Consider the following 23,023-nt stretch of genomic DNA (forward strand, 5'->3'; position numbering starts at 1 on the left):
GGATCGGGCGTTGTCGCCACCATGACCCCCGGTGTCCTCCAGGGCACCTTCTGGCGCCGCTTCAGCCTGCGTCGGCCGATGGCAGCGCTCATCATTCAGCGGCTCGGCTTGAGCGTCGGTTTGCTCTTTGCCGTGTCGCTGATGATCTTCGGCGGCGTGGAAGCCCTGCCGGGCGATTTCGCCACGACCTATCTCGGCCAGTCGGCCACCCCGCAGGCGGTCGAGAACATCCGCAAGGACCTCGGCCTCGATCGGCCCGTGACCGAACGTTACTTCTCCTGGCTCGGCGGCGCGCTGCAGGGGGATTTTGGCACCTCCTGGGCAAGCCGAAACTCCGTCAGCGAACAGATCGGCAAACGGCTGGGCAACTCGCTGTTTCTCGCCTTCTTCGCCGCCATCATCTCCGTTCCGCTCGCCATTGGGCTGGGCATGATCGCGGTACAATTCCGAAACCGGCTTCCGGACAAGCTGATCAACATCGTATCGCTGGCCGCGATCTCGCTGCCCGAGTTCTTCGTCGGCTATATCCTGATCGTACTGTTCGCCGTCAAATTCGGCGTCGCGACCTTCCCGGCCACCGTTTATGACAGCATGGGCTTCCTGGAGCGCCTGTCAGCCATCGCGCTTCCGGTCGCAACCCTCGTTCTGGTCGTGCTCGCCCACATGATGCGCATGACGCGGGCGGCGATCCTCAACGTCATGTCCTCGGCCTATGTCGAGACCGCAGAACTCAAGGGTCTCGGCGCCTTCCGCATCATCGCCCGCCACGCCGCTCCCAACGCTGTGGCGCCGGTCATCAACGTTGTCGCTCTCAACCTCGCCTATCTCGTCGTCGGCGTCGTCGTCGTGGAAGTGGTCTTCGTCTATCCCGGCATGGGGCAATATATGGTGGATGCGGTGACCGTGCGCGACATGCCCGTCGTTCAGGCGTGCGGCCTGATCTTCGCCGCCTTCTACATCTTCCTCAACATGGCGGCCGATATCCTCGCCATTCTTGCCAATCCAAGACTGAGGCACCCGCGATGAACCTGAGATCCATTCCCATCAGCGCCTGGGTCGGTTTCGCCGGTATCGCGATCGCCCTCGTCTGCGCCCTCTTCGCACCCTTGATCGCCCCCTACGGCGAAAGCCAGGTGGTCGGCGATATCTGGCTGCCCGGCGGCGGCGATTTCCTCCTCGGCACCGACAATCTCGGCCGCGATCTCCTGTCCCGCCTGATCTACGGCGCCCGCACCACGATCTTCGTGGCGCTGGCCGCAACCATCATCTCGTTTTCGCTGGGCATGCTCTTGTCGTTCACCGCCGCCGTTACTGGTGGTTTCATCGACCAGCTGTTCTCGCGCTTCAACGACCTGATGATGGCGATCCCGACCTTGATCTTCGCCCTCGTCGTGCTCGCGGTCCTGCCGCAGCATCTCTGGATCCTGATCCTCGTCATGGCGGTGCTGGACTCAACCCGCGTCTTCCGCATCGGCCGCGCCGTTGCGCTCGATGTGGCAGTCATGGAGTTCGTCGAGGCAGCACGGCTGCGCGGCGAAGGCACGGGCTGGATCATCTTCCGCGAAATCCTACCCAACACGCTCTCGCCACTGCTCGCCGAATTCGGCCTGCGCTTCGCCTTCTCGATCCTGTTCCTCTCCACCCTCTCCTTCCTTGGCCTCGGCATCCAGCCGCCGGCAGCGGACTGGGGCGGCATGGTCAAGGACAACAAGGACGGCATCATCTTCGGTATCAACGCCGCGCTCATCCCGGGCGGGGCGATCGCCGTGCTTGCCATCTGCGTCAACCTCGTCGTCGACTGGCTGATGAAACGAACCTCCAGCCTGAAAGGAGGCCGTGGCGATGCCTGATCTTCTAACTGTCAAGAACCTGAAGATCGAAGCGACCAGCTATCCTCCGGGCGAACCGCCAAAGACGGTGACCTTGGTCGACAATGTCTCCTTCTCCGTCGAAAAGGGCAAGGTGCTCGGCCTCATCGGCGAATCTGGCGCCGGCAAATCGACCATCGGCCTCTCCGCTCTGGCCTATGGCCGCGGCGGCGCATCCATCGTCGGCGGCGAAGTGATGCTGAACGGCAAGGACATCCTGAAGCTTGGACGTGGCGGCATTCGCTCCGTGCGCGGCTGCAAGGTCTGTTATGTCGCCCAGTCTGCGGCAGCCGCCTTCAACCCCGCGCACAGACTTGGCGAACAGGTCATCGAGGCGTCGCTGCGCCACAAGATCATGACGCGGTCCGAAGCCGAAAAGCGGGCGCTGTATCTCTTCCGCGTTCTCGGCCTGCCAAACCCGGACACGTTTGGCGACCGTTATCCACATCAGGTCTCCGGCGGCCAGCTGCAGCGTGCCATGACCGCCATGGCGCTCTGCCCCAACCCGGAACTGATCGTCTTCGACGAGCCGACCACGGCGCTCGACGTCACCACCCAGATCGACGTGCTGGCGGCGATCAAGCACGCGATCGAGGAGACGCACACCGCGGCGCTCTACATCACCCATGACCTCGCTGTCGTCGCCCAGATCTCCGACGACATCATGGTGCTACGCCATGGCAAGACCGTCGAATACGGCACGACGAAACAGATCATCGAAGCCCCGGTGCAGGAATACACCAGAGCCTTGGTCAGTGTCCGCCAGACCAAGCGTGACGAAGCAGCCGATCAGTCCAACACGCTGCTCAACATCGAGAATATCAGCGCCGGTTATGCCAATGGCTTCAAGGTGCTGCATGACGTTTCGCTGCATCTGCCGAAGGGGCAGACGCTGGCGATCGTCGGGGAGAGCGGCTCGGGCAAGTCGACCCTCGCCCGCGTCATCACCGGCCTCCTGCCGCCGAGCGAAGGCCGCATCACCTTCGACGGCAAGCAACTGCCGCCGGCTTTGCGCGGCCGCAGCAAGGACGAGCTGCGCCGGGTGCAGATGATCTACCAGATGGCCGATACAGCGATGAACCCGCGCCAGACGGTGCGCGACATCGTCGGCCGTCCGATCTCCTTCTACTACGGCCTGCACGGGGCCAAGAAGACGGAGCGAGTGAAGGAACTGCTCGACCAGATCGAGATGGGTGATCGTTTCCTCGACCGCTACCCGGCCGAACTTTCCGGCGGCCAGAAACAGCGCGTCGCCATCGCTCGCGCTTTGGCAGCCAAGCCGGAACTCATCCTCTGCGACGAACCGACCTCGGCGCTCGACCCGCTGGTGGCGGAAGGCATCCTGAATCTTCTTCTGAAGCTTCAGGAGGAAACCGCTGTTTCCTATGTCTTTATCACCCACGACATCGCCATCGTCCGCGCCATCGCCGACAGCGTCGCCGTCATGCACCGGGGCAAGCTCGTCCGCTTCGGGCCGAAATCGAAGGTGCTCTCACCGCCGTTCGACGACTATACGGACCTGCTGTTGAAGTCGGTCCCGGAGATGGAAATCGGCTGGCTGGAGAAGGTGCTGACGACACGGCGGATGGAGAGCGCGGGGAACTGAGGCACGGCACACTCGGTCCCAATCTCCCCCTTGCGGGGGAGATGTCGGCAGAGCCGACAGAGGGGGTTGGATACCTCACACGCAAAGCCACTGATTCTGAATTCGGAGGCACCGCCCCTCTCTGTCACTTCGCGACATCTCCCCCCGCAAGGGGGGAGATTGGGACCGCGTCCTACTGCGTCTTACACGCCACATCCCCCAACCTGTTCGCAGCCTCCCCCTCCATCATCACGCTGCCCTCGCTCTTCGCCCCGCAACTCGTCTTGCCATCCGAACCGCCGCGGAAATGGACGACCGGCTGACCTTCGATCATGATGCTCGGCACGATCTCGTAAAGTTCGGGCGGGCATTTGGCGACGTCGGAGAGGCGTAGCGCCGGGGCGCCGCCGATCATGACGCTGACTGCGCCGGACAGGGCGCAAGGCGGGATGGTCGAAGTGGCGCCCTCTTCGGCAAATGCGGCGGCAGACGTGCCGGCCAGAAGCAAGCCGGTACAGGCTACGATCCTTGTTAACATGGCTTCCTCCTCCACAAGATCAACGACGACACAGTATCACGCCGCCGCATCCCTCAATAATCGGAGGGCAGTGTCAGCACCTCGGCCGCGGGGGTTTCCAGAAAATGTCGCACCGTCGTCGGCAGCTGCCGTGAATTCAGCGCCAACACGCCGCAGCGCGAAAGCATCTGCCTGAGGTCCGGCTCCTGGCCGATATGGCGCCAGATCATCCGTGACGCATAGGGCAGATTTTCCTTGCGCCACGACACGCCCATGGTCGTGCCGCGCAAATAGACGCGCTGGTGCACTTCGAACGGCATCAGGATCGTCTGAGACAGCATCGGCTGGCGACCGACGCTGCGCTCGGCGATGAAGATGCGGTTGCGCCAGAAGGTGACGAGGCCGACATACTTCGAAAACTGCACGATCTCGTTTGCGCTGTCGCGAATGCGCTCGATGGATTTGATGCGGATAGAGCCGTTGTCCTCGAAAATCCGTGCGCAGGAAGAGACGACCAGCCCCGGCCAGGACGGCGACAGATGGTAGGTCTGGTAGTATCCGACATGCCGCCGCAGCGCGCCGATATCGCCGGGGAAACCATCAAGCAGCAGCCCCGCCTGCGCACTGTCGCGATCCGGTCGCGTCATGCGCGTCTCGAAAATCTTCGGCGCCAGCTCGAAGTCCTGCGGCGACACGCCGAAAAAGGCGGCGATGCGCGTGATATTGTGCGCCGAGGGCCGCGCCTCGCCATTGATGTAGCGATTGAACTGCTGCCGGTTGATGCCGATCTCCCGGCAGATTTCGGAAATCGAACGTCTCGTGGCGCAGGCAAATCGCAGATTCTGGTGGAAGACCTCGCTGTCCGGCATGCCCGATTTCCCGTTGGATCATTATGAGCGTAAACCAGCGTAAATTCGCGTCAAGTCGCGAAATTGTGCAGCTGTGTACACGCGGTAGGTTTTCAGCAACAACATCACAAAGGGAACTTCCGCATGACCGACTTCACCAAGCGTCCCGACAGGCTCATCATCCCCGCCAGCATCAACCGTCGCGGCTTCCTCGCAGGCACGGCAGCCCTCGGTCTTGCCGCGACCTTTGGTGGCACGATGGCAGTCGGCGAAGCACGCGCGCAGGAACCGAAGCGTGGCGGCCATTTCAAGATGGGCCTAAAGGGAGGTGCTGCGACCGATACGCTCGATCCCGCGACCTACAGCGCTTCAGTACTCTTTGTCATCGGCCATCTCTGGGGCGATACGCTTGTAGAGACCGACCCCAAGACGGGCGCCGCCCTGCCCTCTATCGCCTCCTCCTGGGAACCCTCGGCGGATGCCTCGGTCTGGACCTTCAAGATCCGCAACGACATTTCCTTCCATGACGGCCGCAAGATGACCGTCGCCGACATCATCGCCACGCTGAAGCGCCATTCCGACGAAGGTTCGAAGTCCGGCGCGCTCGGCCTGATGCGCTCGATCAAGACCATCGAGGAAAAGGCCGGCGATCTCGTGCTGACGCTGACGGAAGGCAATGCCGACCTGCCGCTGCTGCTGACCGACTACCACCTGATCATCCAGCCGAACGGCGGTATCGACGACCCGGCTTCGCCGATCGGTACCGGCCCGTATAAGCTGACGAGCTATGAAGCCGGCGTGCGCTCCACCTTCGAAAAGAACGCCGAGGACTGGCGCTCCGATCGCGGCTTCGTGGACTCGGTCGAGATCATCGTCATGAACGATGCGACCGCACGCATCGCCGCCCTCTCCTCCGGTCAGGTACATTTCATCAACAACATCGACCCGAAGACCGTGCCGCTCCTGAAGCGGGCGCGCCGCGTCGAAATCCTGCGCAGCTCCGGCAAGGGCTTCTACAGCTTCCTCATGCACTGCGACACAGCGCCCTTCGATAACAACGACCTGCGGCTTGCCCTGAAATATTCGATCGACCGTCAGGCGATCCTCGATCGCGTGCTCGGTGGCTTCGGCACGCTCGGCAATGATTATCCGGTCAACGGCAACTATGCGCTGGCCCCCGAAGGCATCGAGCAGCGCGCCTATGATCCCGACAAGGCCGCCTTCCACTACAAGAAATCCGGCCACGAGCGGCCGATCCTGCTGCGCACGTCCGACGCCGCCTTCTCCGGCGCCGTCGATGCTGCCGTGCTCTATCAGGAAAGCGCCAAGGCAGCCGGCATCGAAATCGAGGTTCGCCGCGAGCCGGAAGACGGCTACTGGACCAATGTCTGGAACGTGCAGCCCTTCTGCGCCTCCTACTGGGGCGGCCGCCCGACGCAGGATTCGCGCTACTCGACCTCCTATCTCTCGACGGCAGAGTGGAACGACACGCACTTCAAGCGCGAGGACTTTGACAAGCTGCTGCTTCAGGCCCGCTCCGAACTGGACGACGCCAAGCGCAAGGAACTTTATCACACCATGGCAGTGATGGTACGCGACGAAGGCGGCCTGATCCTGCCGGTTTTCAACGACTACATCATGGCCGCTTCCGCCTCCGTGAAGGGTTTTGTCGACGATATCGGCAACGACATGTCGAACGGCTATATCGGCAGCCGTGTCTGGCTCGACGCGTAAGGATCGGTGATCTCAATGACGAAACGCAATTTCACCGTCATCGAAAACGAATGGATCATGCTGAAGGATGGCACGCGGCTCGCCGCGCGCATCTGGATGCCGGAGGGTACCGATCAGGCGCCCGTTCCCGCCGTCTTCGAATACCTGCCCTACCGCAAGCGTGACGGCACCTGCCTGCGCGATGAATCGACCTATCCGGTCTTTGCCGAAGCCGGCATTGCCGGCATACGCGTCGATATCAGAGGCTCGGGCGAAAGCGACGGCGTGATCGACGGCGAATATACGCCACGCGAACTGGCCGATGGCTGCGAACTGATCGAATGGATCGCCGCCCAGTCTTGGTCCAATGGCAACGTCGGCATGATGGGCATCTCCTGGGGCGGATTCAACTGCCTGCAGGTCGCAGCGCTCAAACCACCGGCGCTGAAGGCGGTGATCTCGATCGCCTCCACCGTCGATCGCTACAACGACGACATCCACTACAAGAACGGCACGCACCTTTCCGCCCAGCTCTCCTGGGCAGCGACCATGCTCGCCTACCAGTCGCGTGCACCAGACCCGGCGCTGGTCGGCGACAGGTGGAAGGAGATGTGGCTGGAGCGGCTGGAAAACGAGCCGTTCTTCATGGAGGAATGGCTGGAGCACCAGCGCCGCGACGAATTCTGGAAACACGGCTCCATATCAGAGGATTTCGGCGATTTCCCCGTGCCGGCGCTGGTGATCGCCGGCTGGGCGGATGGCTATCGCAACACGCCGATCAAGGCGATCGAAGGTCTGGGCGACAAGGCCAAGGCGATGATCGGTCCCTGGGTGCACAAATATCCGCATTTCGCCTGGCCGAAACCACGCGCCGATTTCCACGGCGAGGCGATCGCCTGGTGGAACAAGTGGCTGCGCGATGAAGACACCGGCGCTGAAAAGTTGCCGCAGATGCGCGCCTATATCCAGGACGGTCCGAAGCCCTCGCTGCGGCGCGAATTCGACCCCGGCTTCTGGATTGCCAAGGACGAGTGGCAGCAGCCGGAGATGCAGAGCTATTACATCGACCAGTTCGGCGGCCTTGCCGAAGGCATGCCGATCGCGGGCGCGACGGATCAGGACGTTTATCTGAAGTCACCGCTCGATACCGGCACTGCCTCCGGCGAATGGTTTACGCTGAAGCCGGATGCCGAGATGGCCGGCGACCAGCGCGTCGATGATGCTGGATCGCTGGTCTTCGAAACGCTGCCGCTTGAGAAAGCCATAACCGCCCTCGGCCAGCCGGTGCTGACCGTCGAAGTGGCCTGCGACGAAGACTGGGCCAACCTGATCGCCCGCATCGTCGACATCCATGCGGACGGCACGGCGACCCGCGTTACCTTTGGCGTGCTCAACCTCGCCCACCGCGACGGCAATGCCGAACCCAAGGCGATGGAGAAGGGCAAGAAAACGCAGATCCGACTGGTGCTCGATGCGCTCGGCTATAATTTCCGGGAAGGTCACCGCATCCGCCTGTCGCTATCGACGGCCTATTGGCCAATGGTTCTGCCGGCACCGGGCGATCCGGGCCTGACAATCGACCGCGCCTCGATCGGGCTGGCCCTGCCGCTTCTCGGCGAGCACCAGCGCATCAGCGTTCCGGAGCCGGAGAACCCCGATCCGCTGCCCAAGTATATCGATCTCGAACCGGGCGAAACCGCCCGCAATGTCGTACGCGACCTGACCAACGGCGTGACCGACTATACGATCTACGAGGATACCGGGCTGAGCCAGCATCCTGATACGGGGCTTTCCACGCGCCAGATTCGCGACGAAATCTGGTCCATCGTGGATGGTGATCCGCTGTCGATGAGCGGAACCTCGACCTGGACCTGCGACATGCAGCGGGACAATATCAACCTGCGGACGATCTCGGTCGCCACCATCGCCTGTACGAGGGACGAATGGCTGATCTCGGCGTCCGTGAACGCCTTCGAGGGGGATGAGGAAATCTTCGAGAAGAGCTTCGACAAGCGCATCCCACGCGACTTCATGTAAGACTTCAGACGGGCGCTGCTTCCTTCAGGGCAAGCAGCGCCCGTTCAGCATCGCCTGCAGGCACGAAGATGTGATCGTGATGATAGGCGGCGACGACATTGGCGCTGATGCCATGACGCGTGAGAGCGACCGAGACCGCCGCCGTCAGTCCCACCGCTTCCAGCGCGGAATGAACCGTCAGCATGATGCAGCACATGACCGGACCGTAAGCGAGGTTTGCCGCATCGGCCAGCGAACGCTCGAGGATCAGCGTGACGCCTTCTTGCTCGCGAAACATGGCAAGTGCCTGGGCGAAATAATTGACCGCCTCTTCAGGTGCCGCAAGACAGTAGACGTATTCTTTGTCCTGCAGAACCGGACGCATTTCCCTCAACAGCGCATCGAGATCCGTAATTGCCGCCATCGTCATTCCTTTTGCGCCGTAAGTGCACTCTTCGACTTTTTCGCGAGGTATAGATGCCGACAGAGCGTTGGCGAGACAAGGCGAAACCCGCTTATACAGCAGCTTGTCACACACGCGTGACACACGCGATTGCGATTTGACCGAATGATCGCTTGGGAGGATGCTCCGGCAACATCGAAGCAGAGACAGTGGGAGATATCCAATGCGCATGACGCAATCATCTTTTCCGGGCAAATTGAAAAGCTTGGCCATGGCCCTCGTTGCAGGTGTTGCCCTGCATGTCGGCGGCGCGACAACAGTGTTCGCGGCAGAAGACGCCGTCGTCATCCCCGCCCCTGCCGTCGATGAGGTTGCCAAATCCGGCACCGAAAAGGCGATCTTTGCCGGTGGCTGTTTCTGGGGCGTGCAGGGTGTGTTCCAGCATGTGAAGGGCGTCAAGAACGCCGTCTCCGGCTATGCTGGCGGAGCCAAGGACACGGCCGTCTACGAGACCGTCAGTTCCGGCACGACGGGCCACGCCGAATCCGTCGAAGTGACCTTCGATCCCAAAACGGTCACCTATGGCCAGCTTTTGCAGGTGTTCTTCTCGGTCGCCCACAACCCGACCCAGCTCAACTATCAAGGCCCCGACCAAGGCACGCAATATCGTTCCGCCATCTTCACACTAACGGACGAGCAGAAGAAGGTTGCGGAAAGCTATATTGCGCAGCTCGGAAAGGCTTCCGTCTTCCCCGAACCGATCGTCACGAAGATTTCGTCGTCCGAGGGCTTCTATCCGGCGGAGGGATATCATCAGGATTTCCTGACGGCCAACCCGACCCACCCCTACATCGTCTACAATGATATGCCGAAGATCGAGAATCTGAAGGCGCTTTTCCCGACCCGCTTCTCGGAAAAACCGGTGCTGGTTGCCAACGTCAAGAGTTGATCGAGAGGACCGTTAGCCCTTTGCCAGCTGCCTGACAGCTGCGCAGAGGGTCGCAAACCCGGTCTTCGCTCCTTCGCTCATGAAGCGCGCGCGCAACCACGCATGGATCATCTGCGGCTCTTCCCGGAATGTGACATTGACACCAGCGCTGGCAAGGCGCGCAGCATAGCGCCGCGCGTCATCGCAAAGCGGATCGAAATGCGCGGCGGTGATGAAAGCGGCAGGAAGGCCGGAAAAATCCTTCGCAGCCAGCGGAAAAGCGTATGAATTGCCCGCCGGCGCCTGAAGCACGTCGCGATAATAGGCGACATCCGCCGTGGAGAGACCGGGCGCTTCCGCCATTTCGATGTAAGAGCCAGAGACCAGATCACCGCCAAGGCCGGGGTAGATCAGCGCCTGCCCGATGATGCCGGAACGCCCCTCATCCCGCGCCTTCATGGCAATGCCCGCCGCCAGATTACCGCCAGCGCTGTCGCCAATAACGACCAGAGGATGGCCATCTTTCAACACATGAGAGAGAACAGCCCAGCAATCCTCGAAAGCGGCGGGCCAAACATGCTCCGGCGCAAGCCGATAGTCCACGGCCACCAGTTCCGCCCCCACGGCATCGGAAATTTCGGCGCAGATCGCATCATGACTTTCCAGCGACCCAACTACAAAACCGCCGCCATGGATGTAAAACAGCCGTGTCTGCGTTGCGATGCGCTTCGGTCGATATCGACCCACACGAATGCGGTCGCAAATCAATTCATATTCTTGCACCAATCCGAGCGGCGGCGGCGCATCAAATTCAGCGCAAAGCGCATCGTACCAAGCGCGCTGCTGCGCTATTGGCGCGTCGACGGCGTCCTCCGGATAAAAAGCAGAGCACTGCCTGTGGAATTCAAGGATCGCGTCTTCCGTGGGCATTGCGCTCGTCATTATCGCTACCATAAATAGAAATTCGATTCATTAAGTAAATGCTATTTATAAGAGCAAATGCAAGAGGTTATCCGTGGGTAGAACTAGGAAGTATTTCTGGATATTAGCAATTTCTCTGTCGGTCGTTTTCCTCGGCCCGCCACTTCTCTTCACCGGATTTATCGCATTGGGAGGCGCGCCCTTGCTCGCGCGAACCTTCTGGATTCAGCCATTCTCAATTTCCAGCGGCACCATGTATCCAACCCTTTGGGTTGACGATTACATCTTTACCAGCAATTCCGCATACGGGTTCAGAAGCCCCTACTTCGCGGGCTCCGATGGAAGAGCGCGACTGGAGGTCAAACCGCAGCAAGGCGACGTGGTCGCCTTTATCAACCCAAACAATCCTGCAAGTGCAATTGTCAGCCGAATCATCGGCATGCCGGATGACCGCGTTCGCCTGACGGAAGGGCGCCTTTATTTAAACGATGTACTCGTACCACGCATGGCAGCAGCCCCCTTCCTGGAACCTGGCGAGTATGGAGAGCAAATTCCCGCCTACACCGAAATGCTTCCAAACGGTCTGCTTCATAACATCCTTGAAGCTTCCGACGACAGAATGGGCGATAACATGGATGAAATCACCGTTCCCCAGGAGAGTTATTTCATGATGGGTGACAACCGGGATAACAGCAACGACAGCCGGTTCGATCTGGGTTTCGTGCCAGAAGACTATATTATCGGTAAAGCCAGCCTTGTTCTCTTCAACAGGCAGGCTCTGATGCGTCACCAATGGATTGAATGAACAGGCCTGATGAAGTCAGTTGCTGTTCCCGTGGTCTCCGTCTAACGATAGCCCAATGGCCTTCACTCTCCGACAACTCCAGTATTTCATCGCCGTTGCCGAGCAGGGCTCGGTGACGCGGGCGGCGCAAAATCTTTCGATCTCGCAATCCTCGATCACAGAAGCGGTAAAGGAGCTGGAGACAGATCTCGGCGTCGAGCTTTTCGAGCGCCATCCGCGCGGCCTGCACATCACCCACAACGGCCACCAGTTCCTCCGTCATGCCACCAAAATTCTCGCTGGCGTCTCCGATGCGCGGCGCTCCTTCTCACAAGAAAAAGAATCGCGCACCGGCGGCAAGCTCAATCTCGGCGTCACATCGCTGGTCGCCGGTTATGTGCTCTCCGACCTGCTCGCCCGTTATCGCCGCGCCTGCCCCGGCGTCGAGGTCAGCGCCATCGAGGACAACGGCTCCTATCTCGAACACCTGCTGATCGGCGGTGAGCTGGATGTCGCCGTCATGGTCATCTCCAACCTGCGCGATCGCATGGCGCTGCAGGCCGAGATCATCGAAACCTCGCCTTATCGCCTCTGGTTGCCCCTCGGGCATCCTCTGGTATCGGCCGATATCATCTCGGTTGCCGATATCGCCAAGGAGCCGTTGATCATGCTCACGGTCGATGAAATCGAGGAAAACACCGGCAAGCTCTTGAGCGCGCTCGGCGCCCGCCCCCATGTCGCCTTCCGAACCCGCTCGGTGGAAGCCGTGCGCAGTCTCGTCGCCACCGGTGCCGGTATCGCGCTGCTACCCGATCTCGTCTACCGCCCCTGGTCGCTGGAAGGCGACCGGATCGAAAGCCGCGATGTCTCCGGCGCTCTGCCGGTCGTGCAGGTTGGCATGGTCTGGCGCAAAGGCTCCGGACTGCCGCAATCGGCGAAGGATTTCATCGGGGTTGCCGAGGCGTTGAGGAGCGGAAGAAACCGGTAAATTCGACTGATATCGGAAATTCCGATATCACCTTTCTGATTAATGAATTTGCGAATGCGCCAAAACCAAGGCACCTTTTCATCCGGGAACAATACCGCCTTGAAGCGGACAAACCGGGAGACTGAAAATGAAGCGTCACCTTCATTCGTGCACTGCGCTTGCCCTGTCCTTCACCTTTACCGCCCATGCCTTTGCCCAGGAGCCGCTGAAAGAGATCGGCGCTGGAGAAGGCGAAGTTTCGATCGTTGCCTGGGCCGGTTACATCGAGCGCGGCGAAACTGACAAGAACTACGACTGGGTCACTTCCTTCGAGAAGGAAACCGGCTGCAAGGTCAGCGTGAAGACGGCCGCCACCTCGGATGAAATGGTCGCTTTGATGAACGAAGGCGGCTTCGATCTGGTCACCGCCTCAGGTGACGCATCGCTGCGCCTGATTGCCGGCAAGCGCGTCCAGCCGATCAACACTGACCTGATCCCGAGCTTCAAGACCGTTGATGAGCGCCTGCAGAGCGCGCCCTGGAACACCGTCAAAGGCGTGCATTACGGCGTCCCCTATCTCTGGGGGCCGAACGTCCTGATGTATAACACCGAAGCCTTCAAGGGCGAAGCGCCCAAGAGCTGGAACGTCGTCTTCGAAGAAATGACCCTGCCGGACGGTAAGTCCAACAAGGGCCGCATCCAGGCCTATGACGGCCCGATCCACGTCGCCGACGCCGCCCTCTACCTCAAGGCCCACAAGCCGGAACTCGGCATCAAGGACCCCTACGAGCTGAACGAAGACCAGTACAAGGCAGCCCTCGATCTGCTCCGTGTCCAGCGCACGCTCGTCGGCCGCTACTGGCACGATGCCATGATCCAGATCGACGACTTCAAGAACGAAGGCGTCGTCGCCTCCGGCTCCTGGCCCTTCCAGGTCAACCTGATGCAGGCCGAAAAGCTGCCGATCGCCTCGACCTTCCCGGAAGAGGGCGTCACCGGCTGGTCGGATACGACCATGCTGCATGCCGAAAGCGCCCATCCAAACTGCGCCTACAAATGGATGGAGCATTCGCTCTCGGCCAAGGTGCAAGGCGACGCTGCTGCCTGGTTCGGCGCGGTTCCATCCGTCCCTGCTGCCTGCAAGGGCAATGAACTGCTGACCGACGCAGGTTGCTCCACCAACGGCTTCGACAACTTCGACAAGATCAGCTTCTGGAAGACCCCGACGTCGAAGTGCGAAAGCCAGGGCGAGTGCGTGCCCTATCACCGTTGGGTTTCGGACTATATCGGCGTGATCGGCGGCCGGTAAGTCCGGTAGCTTTTAAACCTGAAAGAATGCCCTCACCCTAACCCTCTCCCCCAAAACGAGGAGAGGGGACGACAGAGTATGCCGCTTGTCCCTTCTCCCCGTTTACGGGGAGAAGGTGCCCGCCCTTCTTCTCTAAAAGGAGGGCGGATGAAGGGCAACAAACCGAATTCCGGAGCACCCATGACCGCCGCCGTTCTCTTCCAGAAAGTATCCCGACACTTCGGCAGCGTGCGTGCCGTCGATGGTGTCGATCTTTCGGTCTCCGAGGGTGAATTCTTTGCCATGCTCGGCCCCTCTGGCTCAGGCAAGACCACGTGCCTGCGGCTAATGGCCGGCTTCGAGCAGCCGACGGATGGCCATATCGAAATCTTCGGCGAGACGGCCGAGGGCGTGCCGCCCTATCGCCGCAACGTCAACACCGTATTTCAGGACTATGCCCTTTTCCCGCATCTCTCGATCCTCGACAACGTCGCCTACGGACTGATGGTCAAGGGCGTCGGACGCGAGGAACGGCGCAAGGCGGCGGAAGATGCGCTCGCCATGGTCAAGCTGCCGGGTTACGGCGTGCGCAAACCCGGCCAGCTTTCCGGCGGCCAGCGGCAGCGCGTGGCGCTCGCCCGCGCGCTCGTCAACCGTCCGAAAGTGCTGCTGCTCGACGAACCGCTCGGTGCGCTCGACCTGAAGCTGCGTGAGCAGATGCAGGAAGAGCTGAAAAGCCTGCAGAAATCCCTCGGCATCACCTTCGTCTTCGTCACCCACGACCAGGGCGAGGCGCTGTCGATGGCCGACCGCATCGCCGTCTTCAACGACGGCAAGATCCAGCAGCTCGGCACGCCCGAAGATATCTACAAGCGCCCGCAGACCCGCTTCGTTGCTGATTTCGTCGGCTCGTCCAATGTGCTTTCTGCCCCTACCTGCGCCCGGCTCGGCATCGCCGCTCAGGCCGCCAGCCTGCGTCCCGAGGCGATCCAGATCGGCACCTCCTGGGCCGAACAGCTGACGCTTTCCGGCACCGTCGTCGCCTGCAGCTTTCTCGGCGCGGTCAACCGCATCACCGTCGATTGCGACGGTCAGCGCATCATCGTCTCCGCCCCGGCCGCGATGCCGGTGCCCGATCAGGGCGCCAGCGTCGCGCTCGCTTTCTCCCGCAACGACCTGCATGTGATGGAGGAAGCATGAGCGCCGCAGCCCATCAATCCATCCTGCCGGAACGATCAGGTTTTACCCGGCGTCTCTCGGATTTTCTCTGGCGGCATCCGCATGTTCTGCTCGCCATCCTGCTCGGGCCGCCAGTCCTCTGGCTCGGCATCATCTATCTCGGTTCGCTGTTTGCCCTGCTCCTGCAGAGCTTCTTCTCGATCGATGATTTCTCGGGCCTCATCAACTACGAGTTCACGCTCGCGACCTACAAGCAACTGCTGATCCCGGCCAATTTCGACATCATCCTGCGCACCGTCGTCATGGCGGCGCTGGTGACGCTCGCTTCCGCTATCATCGCCTTCCCGATCGCTTATTACGCCGCGCGTTATGCCAGGGGAAAATGGAAGGCGATCTTCTATCTCGGTGTCATGCTGCCGCTATGGTCGAGCTATCTGGTCAAGATCTATGCCTGGAAGCTGATCCTCGCCAAGGAAGGCATCGTCACCTGGGCGCTCGCCAAGCTGCATCTGCTCTGGGTTCTCGACGCCTGGCTTTCGCTTCCGATCGTCGGCGGCAACTCGCTGTCGATCAGCTACACCGGCACCTTCATCGTCTTCATCTATGTCTGGATGCCCTTCATGATCCTGCCGATCCAGGCGTCGCTGGAGCGCGTACCCGGCAACCTCATCGAAGCTTCCGCCGATCTCGGCGGCAATCCGGCCCAGACTTTCCGCCATGTGCTGTTTCCACTGGCGCTGCCGGGCATCGTCGCCGGCTCAATCTTCACCTTCTCGCTGACGCTTGGCGATTACATCATCCCGCAGGTCATCGGCTCTTCTCGACTGTTCATCGGCCAGGCGGTCTATGCCCAGCAGGGCACGGCCGGCAACATCCCGCTCGCCGCCGCCTTCACCGTCGTCCCGATCGTCATCATGGGGCTTTACCTCTGGATGGCAAAACGCATGGGGGCCTTCGATGCGCTCTGACCGCTCCTCCGCTCCGCTCGCCCTGAAGATCGCCGCCGGTGCCGGCCTCGCCTTCCTGCATGTGCCGATCCTGCTCATCTTCCTCTATGCCTTCACGACGGAGGAAAAGAGCTACCAGTTCCCGCCGCCGGGCCTGACGCTGCAATGGTTTGCCGTCACCTGGAACCGGCCGGATGTCTGGGCTGCCCTCTCGCTCTCGGTGAAGGTCGCCAGCATCGCGACCGCCATCGCGCTGGTGCTCGGCACGCTCTGCGCCGCCGCCGTCAGCCAGACGCGCTTCTTCGGCCGCGAAACGATCTCGCTGCTCGTCATCCTGCCAATCGCGCTGCCCGGCATCATCACCGGCATTGCGCTGCGATCGGCCTTCTCGATGGCCGATATCCCGTTTTCGTTCTGGACCATCGTCCTCGGCCACGCCACCTTCTGCGTCGTCGTTGTCTACAACAATGCCGTCGCCCGCTTCCGCCGCGTCTCCGGCTCGCTGATCGAAGCTTCGATGGATCTCGGCGCCGATGGCTTCCAGACCTTCCGCCACATCATCCTGCCGAATATCGGCACGGCCCTCTTGGCCGGCGGCATGCTCGCCTTCGCGCTATCCTTCGACGAGGTCATCGTCACGACCTTCACCGGCGGTCAGCAATCCACCCTGCCGATCTGGATGCTCGAAGAGCTGATCCGCCCGCGCCAGCGCCCCGTGACGAACGTGGTCGCCATGGTGGTCGTGCTCGTCACCTTCCTGCCGATCCTGGCGGCCTATTACCTCACCCGCGACGGCGACCAGATCGCCGGCGCCGGCAAATAACCAAGGGAGACACACATGGATACCGAACTCCTGATCGGCTCGCGCTTCGAAGCAGGCACCGAAGCCGAGGAACAGATCCTCAACCCGCGCACCGGCGGCAAGATCATCGATCTGCCGGAGGCATCATACGCGCAGATCGAAGCGGCGGTTGCCGCAGCCGAGAAAGCCTTCGACAGCTGGGCGACGACCACGCCGGCCGAACGCTCCGGCTACCTCCTGAAGATCGCCGACGCCATCGAAAGCGAAGCCGATGCCTTCGCAGCGCTCGAGGCGCTCAACTGTGGCAAGCCGATCAACGCCGTGCGCAATGACGAGCTGCCGGCGATCGTCGACTGCTGGCGCTTCTTCGCGGGCGCCATCCGCTCCATGCACGCGCCGGTCGCGGGCGAATATCTCGCAGGCCATACCTCGATGATCCGCCGCGATCCGGTCGGCATCATCGGCTCGATCGCGCCGTGGAACTATCCGCTGATGATGATGGCCTGGAAGCTGGCGCCCGCGATTGCCGGCGGCAACACGGTCGTCTTCAAGCCCTCCGAACAGACGCCGCTTACCGCCTTGAAGATGGCGAAGCTGCTTGCAGGCATCCTGCCGGAAGGCGTCGTCAACATCATCCTCGGCCGTGGCGAGACTGTCGGCAATGCCCTGATCAACCATCCGAAGATCGGGATGGTCTCGATCACCGGCGACATCGCCACCGGCAAGAAGGTGCTTGCCGCCGCCGCGAAGACGGTAAAGCGCACCCATCTCGAACTCGGCGGCAAGGCTCCGGTCATCGTCTATGACGACGCCGACCTCGAAGCCGTGGTCGCCGGCATCCGCACCTTCGGCTATTACAATGCCGGTCAGGACTGCACCGCCGCCTGCCGCATCTACGCGCAGGATGGCATCTACGAGAAGCTGGTCGCCGACCTCTCCTCCGCTGTCTCGACCATCAAGTACAACCTCGCCGACGACACCGAAAACGAGATCGGCCCGCTGATCTCCAAGCGCCAGCGCGACCGTGTCGCAAGCTTCGTCGAGCGCGCCACCGAGCAGAAGCACATCGAGATCGCCACCGGCGGCGCGCTAGGCAGCAAGGACGGCTTCTACTTCCAGCCGACCGTGGTTGCCGGCGCGACCCAGGACGACGAGATCGTTCGCCGGGAAGTCTTCGGGCCGGTCGTCTCCGTCACCCGTTTCAAGGAAGATGGCGAAGCCGTCCGCTGGGCGAACGACAGCGACTACGGCCTTGCCTCTTCCGTCTGGACCAAGGACATCTCCAAGGCGATGAAGGCGGCTTCCCGCCTGCAATATGGCTGCACCTGGATCAACACCCACTTCATGCTGACCAACGAGATGCCCCATGGCGGCGTCAAGCAATCCGGCTACGGCAAGGACATGTCGATCTACGCGCTGGAGGACTACACCGCCGTTCGCCACATCATGATCAATCACGGCTGATGGTTTTGATCCCCCGGGCGACGGTTTCGGGGATTTTTCTGAGGATGCCCTGCTTACTCCCTCTTCTCCCAGTCGGCAGAAGAGGGAGGCCAGCGGCCCAACGCCACCGGAAACGAAACGGATTGATTTCGCCCCTGAATTCTTGATAAAGGCAATCATCTTTTTATCTCGAACGAACAGCTGACCGCAGGCGGCAGCTGTTCGAATCCGGTGGCGCAGTGAGCATCGCTTCTTCACACGACATGAAAAACGCATTCGGGCCGTCCAGCCTGAAGGCGGTTTTTGCTGGCGAGCACGCCTGGTGCGGCGAGAAGATGATGCTCTCGGAGGAGCTGGAAGGCGCGACGACGCTGACAGAATTCTTCTCCTCCGGGGCATTTACAAAAGCGCTGGACGCCTATGCCGCCGACAAGGATGGCGCAGACCGCCGCGCCATTGCTTCTATGTGGTCGCTCTACTATTTCTCGGCACTCACCATTCCCTATATCGTCGCCCGCCGCTTCCATCAGGAACTGCCCGTCGATATGGCAGCCATGTCGATCGCGCTTGGCGAGGATGGATTGCCCCGCGCCTTTGGTCTGCCCGGTGAAGGTTCATGGCACGAAGGAAGCGATGATGATCTCCTGTCCTTCGTCGCCCCGTTGGTGCGCGATCATCTGACCGTGATCGTCCAGCATTTGAAGGCCCATTGCGGCATCGCTCCGAGACTTGCCTGGAACAATGCCGCCGTTTACATCGACTACGCCTTCAATGCCACGGCGCGCGGCGAAGCTTCTGACGCGAGCAAGTGGGCCTCAAAGGCGCTTTTCGAAGAGCAATTCCTTCCAGACGGAACGCTTAATCCCTTCCGTAATTGTTTGCGCCATGAAGCTCATGGCGAACAGACGATCTGCCGTCGGAAGGTTTGCTGCCTGCGCTACAGGCTGCCGGGCATTCCGAGCTGCGGCGAGCTGTGCGCTCTTCCCGAACAAAGAAAGCAGTAAGGTGATCCGTTTCCTCGTTGTCTTCGTCGCCCTTCTCCTGGGGTTTGCATCGCCATCGCTCGCTGACGGTCGATGGCCGCTGACCGTAACCGATGCCATGGGCCGAAGCGTGACCATCAAGGCCAAGCCCAAGGCAATCCTGCTGGGCAGTGGCTTCAATCTGATCGCCCTGTCGTTGATCGATCCCGATCCCGTGAGCCTGCTTGCTGGCTGGTCCGGCGACATGAAGGGCGACAACCCGGAGATCTACACGGATTTCGTCGAAAAATTTCCGAAGCTCGCGGATGTGCCGATCATCGGTAACGGCACCGGCGAAGGGCTTTCGATGGAAACCATCCTGACGCTGAACGCCGATCTCGCGATCATGGCCAACTGGCAGGCCGAGACCGAGCTTGGCAAGCGCGCGATGGAATATATGGAAAGCACCGGCGTACCCGTCGTCGTCGTCGACTTCAACAGCGACGCACTAAGGAACACGCCAGACAATATGCGCCTTCTCGGCCGTATCCTTGAGCGCGACGAGCAGGCCAATGCGTTTGCCGATTTCTACGAGCAGCATCTGAAGACGATAACAGACCGCGTGGCCGCCCATCCCGAGCCCGGCCCCACCGTGCTGATGGACGCCTTCCCGAACCCGGATCGCTGCTGCTACGCCTATGGCGTCGGCGGCCTCGGCGAATTCATCGCCATCACCGGCAGCCGCAACATCGCCGACAAGAACCTGCCACGCCAGGGTGGCACTGTCAGCAGCGAATTCCTGATCGGCGCTGATCCGGAAGTCTATATCGCGACGGCCTCGCCAGGCGGTACCTACAGCGTGTTCTCGGTCGGCCCGGGGGTCGATCCGGAAGAAGCTCGCCGTACGTTGGGAGAGGCGGTGAAGAACCCCATCCTCGCCAATCTCAAGGGCGTGCAAGAAGGCCGCGTGCACGGGCTGTGGAATTTCTTCAACGCAGTTCCGCTAAACATCCTCGCGGCCGAGGCCTTTGCCCATTGGCTGCGACCGGACATTTTCGCCGATGTCGATCCGGATGACAGCTTGAAAGAAATCAACGAGCGCTTTGCCGCGGTTCCTTTTCGCGGCGCTTATTGGATCAGCCTGAAGTGAATGCAAAAAGGCGACCGGGAAACCCGATCGCCCATTGTTGCGCCCACACACCGAGGTGGCGGAGGCACATACAGGTCAAGCGGCCTTCTTGAGGGCCGTTGCGTTGACCGATGTTTCTGCAAGCGCCGTCAGATCATGGTCGGTCTTGCCTTCCTGCTGCAGAGTTTCGTCAAGCAGCTTGACCGCGTCGTTGAGGCCAAGCATTGCAGCCCACGTCTTCAGCGTGCCATAGCGGGCCATCTCGTAGTGCTCGACAGCCTGAGCCGTGGCCAAGAGACCGGCGTCGATTGCCGGCGAGCCTGCGAATTCTTCCAGGATTTCCTCGCCTTCCTCGACAATGCCGTCGATAGCGGGACATGTCTTGCCGACCGCGCGCTTGCCGAAGATTTCAAAGACCTGCTGCAGGCGCTCCAGCTGGCCTTCGGTCTCCTCGCGGTGCTTCTCGAAGGCTGCCTTCAGCTTCGGGCTCTGCGCGCCCTTGGCCATCTTCGGCAATGTCTTCAGGATCTTGCGCTCGGCATAATAGACGTCCTTGAGCATGTCGTAAAACAGATCTTCCAAACCCTTCTGGGCCATATCCGTTGTCCTCCTAATGGTCACGGTGTCGATCATCGACTGACAGACAACGGCATGGGCTGGACATTGTTCCTGCGCGAAGCGAAATCGTTGATAGCCTTGATGCATGGCTTCCATCGCCCGGCCCTGCTCCCTATATTGCGCAGGGAGGCTTTTGAATGATCTGGATAATTCCTGCGCTGGCGGGCATTCTCATTGTGTATTTCGCCATGCGCTCGTCGCGGTTCCGGCGGTTCGCCGAACCGGTACTCAGCGTATTTGTGGCGATCGGTCTCATGGTCGCGTTCGTGATCTGGCTGACAGACGACAACAGCAATTCGGCATCTAAGCCAACGACGGAACGGCCCGCTCCCCTCATCACGCCGGAGCAACTGGTTTTGGAAGGCCTCGGCTTCGAGCGCAACGGCACCGACCTGAGCTTCCGGGCCACAGGCTCCGTCCGCAACACCAGCGGCGCCTTCCTCGATTATTTCAAGCTGACGGCCATCCTCGAAGATTGTGCAGAAACCCCGTGCCGCCTGATCGGCGAGGACACCGCGCTTATTCTTGCGCGCGTACCCCCGGGAGAAAGCCAGTCAATCAGCACCTTCTTCACGTTTCCGAACCGGCTCGGACCAATCCTGCGCACACCGCGCTGGACGACGCGGATCGACAGCGTATCAGGGCACAATCTGTAGGCTGATCCTCACTCACCCGGGCATCAAACCGGGCGGCTGATCTCGTCGAGATACCAGTTGATGTAGCGCAACTCGTTCTGCTCCATCGGCGCGATCGGGCCGGGCACGAAGAAATTCGAGCGCACGCCACGCGAGGTGTGCTCGATAATAGCCTTGTCCTCGTCGGTCGTCACGGTCCAGAGCCATTTCAGCTTGTCGAGATCGTAATCCCGGCCCTCTTCCGCCTCGCCGTTGACGAGCCAGATCAGCTCCATCTCGCAGGCTTCCGGCCCCCTGGGCACGAAGCGGTAGATCATGCCATGATCGGGATAGCACACGAGGAATGACGTGCCGCCGAGGTGGACGGAGGTCACCCCGCCATCGAATTCGGAAAAACGGCCCATCAGCATGCTGAGCGGCGAGCCGTCCTGGCTGCCGGTCTTCACGCCGTCATAGAGGGCGTAGCGGAAGGCATGGATGGTTTCCCGGCCATTTTCCGAGGTCTGCCAGTGATCACCAGAGCCGACCTCGATACCGAGCGCACAGGTACGCTCCTCCATCGCCGCATTCAGCGCCTCGATCATATGGAGCGGCTGTTCCAGCGCGTGGGTCTGCGAATATTCCGGGTGGGCCGGGCCGCAATGGTAGCACTCGACGTAGTTTTCGACGGCAAGCTTCCAGTTGGCATCGACCGGATAGGACTGGCGATAGGCGACCTTGGCATTCGCCCAGCCATATTGTCCGCAGGTGGCATGCAGCAGGTTTTCCACCTCGGAGAAATCGAGCGGAGTCTCGGCAAAGGAGATGAAGATCAGCCCTTCGACGACGCGGACATGCAGCTTCTTCAGCCCATGGTCTTCGCGCTTGAAATCCTTCGGCATCAGCCTCGCCGCCTTGAGCGCGCCGTCATTGCCATAGGTCCAGGCGTGATAGGGACAGACGAACATGCGGGCATTGCCCTTGTCCTTCGTGCAGACTTCAGCGCCGCGGTGACGACAGACATTCAGCATCGCATGGATCGAGCCATCGGCATGGCGGGTGACGATCACCTGCTCGGAGGCCATGCGGAAAACTTCGAAGTCATTGACCTTCGGGATGACGCTCTCATGGGCGACGCAGTGCCAGTGGCGAAAGAACACGCGCTCCAGATCGCGGGCGTAAATCTCGGGATCGAGATAGAACGGCCGCGTGAGGCCATGGCCGGGCTTGTGGGCGGCAACGAGCTGATCGATGCGGTCGCCTTTGGCGATTTCCTGCGTGGGCGCGAGCATGTGACGTCTCCAAGATATCACCGGAAAATCCGCGTTCCGGCTCGCGCATGTTTGTTTGCGGCAGAGTTTGCCGCGCATTCCCTCTTCTCCCCAGCGGGGAGAAGGTGGCGCGTAGCGCCGGATGAGGGGGACGGCTGGCTCCGAATGTGCCGCAAAGACCCCCTCATCGCCTCGCATACGCTCGGCACTTCTCCCCGCT

At 61.1% G+C, this 23,023-nt stretch carries 22 protein-coding genes; 16 read left to right on the top strand and 6 right to left on the bottom strand.

The genetic code is table 11. The features are described 5' to 3' along the window. Nucleotides 1–21: 21 nt before the first annotated feature. The 3 genes from QO002_RS15605 to QO002_RS15615 are packed head-to-tail and all read left to right on the top strand — an operon-like array spanning nucleotide 22 to nucleotide 3,474. On the top strand, nucleotides 22–1,026 hold the full coding sequence (locus QO002_RS15605) for an ABC transporter permease (RefSeq protein ID WP_307233429.1): 1,005 nt from the start codon (nucleotides 22–24) through the stop codon (nucleotides 1,024–1,026). Further along, a complete protein-coding gene (locus QO002_RS15610; protein WP_307231258.1) occupies nucleotides 1,023–1,850 on the top strand; it encodes an ABC transporter permease in 828 nt (275 codons plus the stop codon). The genes QO002_RS15605 and QO002_RS15610 overlap by 4 nt, the downstream gene beginning before the upstream one ends. After that, nucleotides 1,843–3,474 (top strand): ABC transporter ATP-binding protein, encoded by a 1,632-nt coding sequence (locus tag QO002_RS15615; RefSeq protein WP_307231260.1) that lies wholly within the window; start codon nucleotides 1,843–1,845, stop codon nucleotides 3,472–3,474. Before QO002_RS15610 ends, QO002_RS15615 begins: the two co-directional genes overlap by 8 nt. 172 nt (nucleotides 3,475–3,646) lie before the next feature. On the opposite strand, the gene QO002_RS15620 is transcribed toward QO002_RS15615, so the two are convergent. Together QO002_RS15620 and QO002_RS15625 are read right to left on the bottom strand one after the other, a co-directional pair. Then, complete coding sequence (locus QO002_RS15620; protein ID WP_307231262.1) at nucleotides 3,647–3,991, bottom strand: PAAR domain-containing protein; 345 nt, start codon at nucleotides 3,989–3,991, stop codon at nucleotides 3,647–3,649. Between the two features lie 53 nt (nucleotides 3,992–4,044). After that, entirely contained in the window at nucleotides 4,045–4,839 is a 795-nt protein-coding gene (locus tag QO002_RS15625; RefSeq protein WP_307231265.1) for a helix-turn-helix domain-containing protein, read from the bottom strand. A 123-nt stretch (nucleotides 4,840–4,962) separates the two neighbouring features. On the opposite strand from QO002_RS15625, the gene QO002_RS15630 reads away from it, so the two are divergent. Beyond that, a complete protein-coding gene (locus QO002_RS15630) occupies nucleotides 4,963–6,552 on the top strand; it encodes an ABC transporter substrate-binding protein (RefSeq protein WP_307231268.1) in 1,590 nt (529 codons plus the stop codon). Nucleotides 6,553–6,567: 15 nt separating this feature from the next. Then, nucleotides 6,568–8,568 carry a CocE/NonD family hydrolase gene (locus QO002_RS15635; RefSeq protein WP_307231270.1) on the top strand — a complete coding sequence of 667 codons (2,001 nt, stop codon included), beginning with the start codon at nucleotides 6,568–6,570 and terminating at the stop codon, nucleotides 8,566–8,568. A gap of 4 nt (nucleotides 8,569–8,572) precedes the next feature. On the opposite strand, the gene QO002_RS15640 is transcribed toward QO002_RS15635, so the two are convergent. Then, nucleotides 8,573–8,971 carry an ACT domain-containing protein gene (locus QO002_RS15640; protein WP_307231272.1) on the bottom strand — a complete coding sequence of 133 codons (399 nt, stop codon included), beginning with the start codon at nucleotides 8,969–8,971 and terminating at the stop codon, nucleotides 8,573–8,575. A gap of 250 nt (nucleotides 8,972–9,221) precedes the next feature. Between QO002_RS15640 and msrA the strand changes: the two genes are divergently transcribed. Beyond that, nucleotides 9,222–9,899: a peptide-methionine (S)-S-oxide reductase MsrA gene (msrA, locus tag QO002_RS15645; protein WP_307231274.1), complete on the top strand. Its 678-nt coding sequence runs from the start codon at nucleotides 9,222–9,224 to the stop codon at nucleotides 9,897–9,899. 12 nt (nucleotides 9,900–9,911) lie between these two features. Here msrA and QO002_RS15650 read toward each other — a convergent pair whose 3' ends face one another. Then, nucleotides 9,912–10,820, bottom strand: a complete 909-nt coding sequence (locus QO002_RS15650; protein WP_370878502.1) for an alpha/beta hydrolase — start codon at nucleotides 10,818–10,820, stop codon at nucleotides 9,912–9,914. Between the two features lie 73 nt (nucleotides 10,821–10,893). Between QO002_RS15650 and lepB the strand changes: the two genes are divergently transcribed. From lepB to QO002_RS15695, 9 genes are all read left to right on the top strand, one after another. Beyond that, nucleotides 10,894–11,604 (top strand): signal peptidase I, encoded by a 711-nt coding sequence (gene lepB, locus QO002_RS15655; protein ID WP_307231278.1) that lies wholly within the window; start codon nucleotides 10,894–10,896, stop codon nucleotides 11,602–11,604. A gap of 55 nt (nucleotides 11,605–11,659) precedes the next feature. Beyond that, a complete protein-coding gene (locus QO002_RS15660) occupies nucleotides 11,660–12,571 on the top strand; it encodes a LysR family transcriptional regulator (protein WP_307231280.1) in 912 nt (303 codons plus the stop codon). A gap of 127 nt (nucleotides 12,572–12,698) precedes the next feature. Further along, on the top strand, nucleotides 12,699–13,859 hold the full coding sequence (locus tag QO002_RS15665; RefSeq protein WP_307231282.1) for an ABC transporter substrate-binding protein: 1,161 nt from the start codon (nucleotides 12,699–12,701) through the stop codon (nucleotides 13,857–13,859). Nucleotides 13,860–14,039: 180 nt separating this feature from the next. Continuing rightward, nucleotides 14,040–15,038: an ABC transporter ATP-binding protein gene (locus tag QO002_RS15670; protein ID WP_307233431.1), complete on the top strand. Its 999-nt coding sequence runs from the start codon at nucleotides 14,040–14,042 to the stop codon at nucleotides 15,036–15,038. Further along, nucleotides 15,035–15,985 carry an ABC transporter permease gene (locus QO002_RS15675; RefSeq protein ID WP_307231284.1) on the top strand — a complete coding sequence of 317 codons (951 nt, stop codon included), beginning with the start codon at nucleotides 15,035–15,037 and terminating at the stop codon, nucleotides 15,983–15,985. Before QO002_RS15670 ends, QO002_RS15675 begins: the two co-directional genes overlap by 4 nt. Next, the gene (locus QO002_RS15680) at nucleotides 15,975–16,787 is read left to right on the top strand and encodes an ABC transporter permease (protein WP_307231286.1); all 813 of its coding nucleotides are present in this window, start codon (nucleotides 15,975–15,977) and stop codon (nucleotides 16,785–16,787) included. Before QO002_RS15675 ends, QO002_RS15680 begins: the two co-directional genes overlap by 11 nt. A gap of 15 nt (nucleotides 16,788–16,802) precedes the next feature. Continuing rightward, nucleotides 16,803–18,230, top strand: a complete 1,428-nt coding sequence (locus tag QO002_RS15685; protein WP_307231288.1) for a gamma-aminobutyraldehyde dehydrogenase — start codon at nucleotides 16,803–16,805, stop codon at nucleotides 18,228–18,230. Between the two features lie 242 nt (nucleotides 18,231–18,472). Further along, nucleotides 18,473–19,213 carry a siderophore-iron reductase FhuF gene (fhuF, locus tag QO002_RS15690; protein WP_307231290.1) on the top strand — a complete coding sequence of 247 codons (741 nt, stop codon included), beginning with the start codon at nucleotides 18,473–18,475 and terminating at the stop codon, nucleotides 19,211–19,213. Between the two features lies 1 nt (nucleotide 19,214). After that, nucleotides 19,215–20,321, top strand: coding sequence for an ABC transporter substrate-binding protein (locus tag QO002_RS15695; RefSeq protein ID WP_307231292.1), 1,107 nt, complete (start codon nucleotides 19,215–19,217; stop codon nucleotides 20,319–20,321). A gap of 75 nt (nucleotides 20,322–20,396) precedes the next feature. Here the strand turns inward: QO002_RS15695 and QO002_RS15700 are convergent, their stop codons facing one another. Next, entirely contained in the window at nucleotides 20,397–20,897 is a 501-nt protein-coding gene (locus QO002_RS15700) for a YciE/YciF ferroxidase family protein (protein ID WP_307231294.1), read from the bottom strand. 158 nt (nucleotides 20,898–21,055) lie between these two features. Between QO002_RS15700 and QO002_RS15705 the strand changes: the two genes are divergently transcribed. After that, complete coding sequence (locus tag QO002_RS15705) at nucleotides 21,056–21,574, top strand: hypothetical protein (protein WP_307231297.1); 519 nt, start codon at nucleotides 21,056–21,058, stop codon at nucleotides 21,572–21,574. A gap of 23 nt (nucleotides 21,575–21,597) precedes the next feature. Here QO002_RS15705 and QO002_RS15710 read toward each other — a convergent pair whose 3' ends face one another. Then, nucleotides 21,598–22,824, bottom strand: a complete 1,227-nt coding sequence (locus QO002_RS15710; protein WP_307231299.1) for an aromatic ring-hydroxylating oxygenase subunit alpha — start codon at nucleotides 22,822–22,824, stop codon at nucleotides 21,598–21,600. Nucleotides 22,825–23,023: the final 199 nt, after the last annotated feature.

Origin of the sequence: Pararhizobium capsulatum DSM 1112 (genome assembly GCF_030814475.1) — a bacterium.
Classification (GTDB): Bacteria; Pseudomonadota; Alphaproteobacteria; order Rhizobiales; family Rhizobiaceae; genus Pararhizobium; species Pararhizobium capsulatum.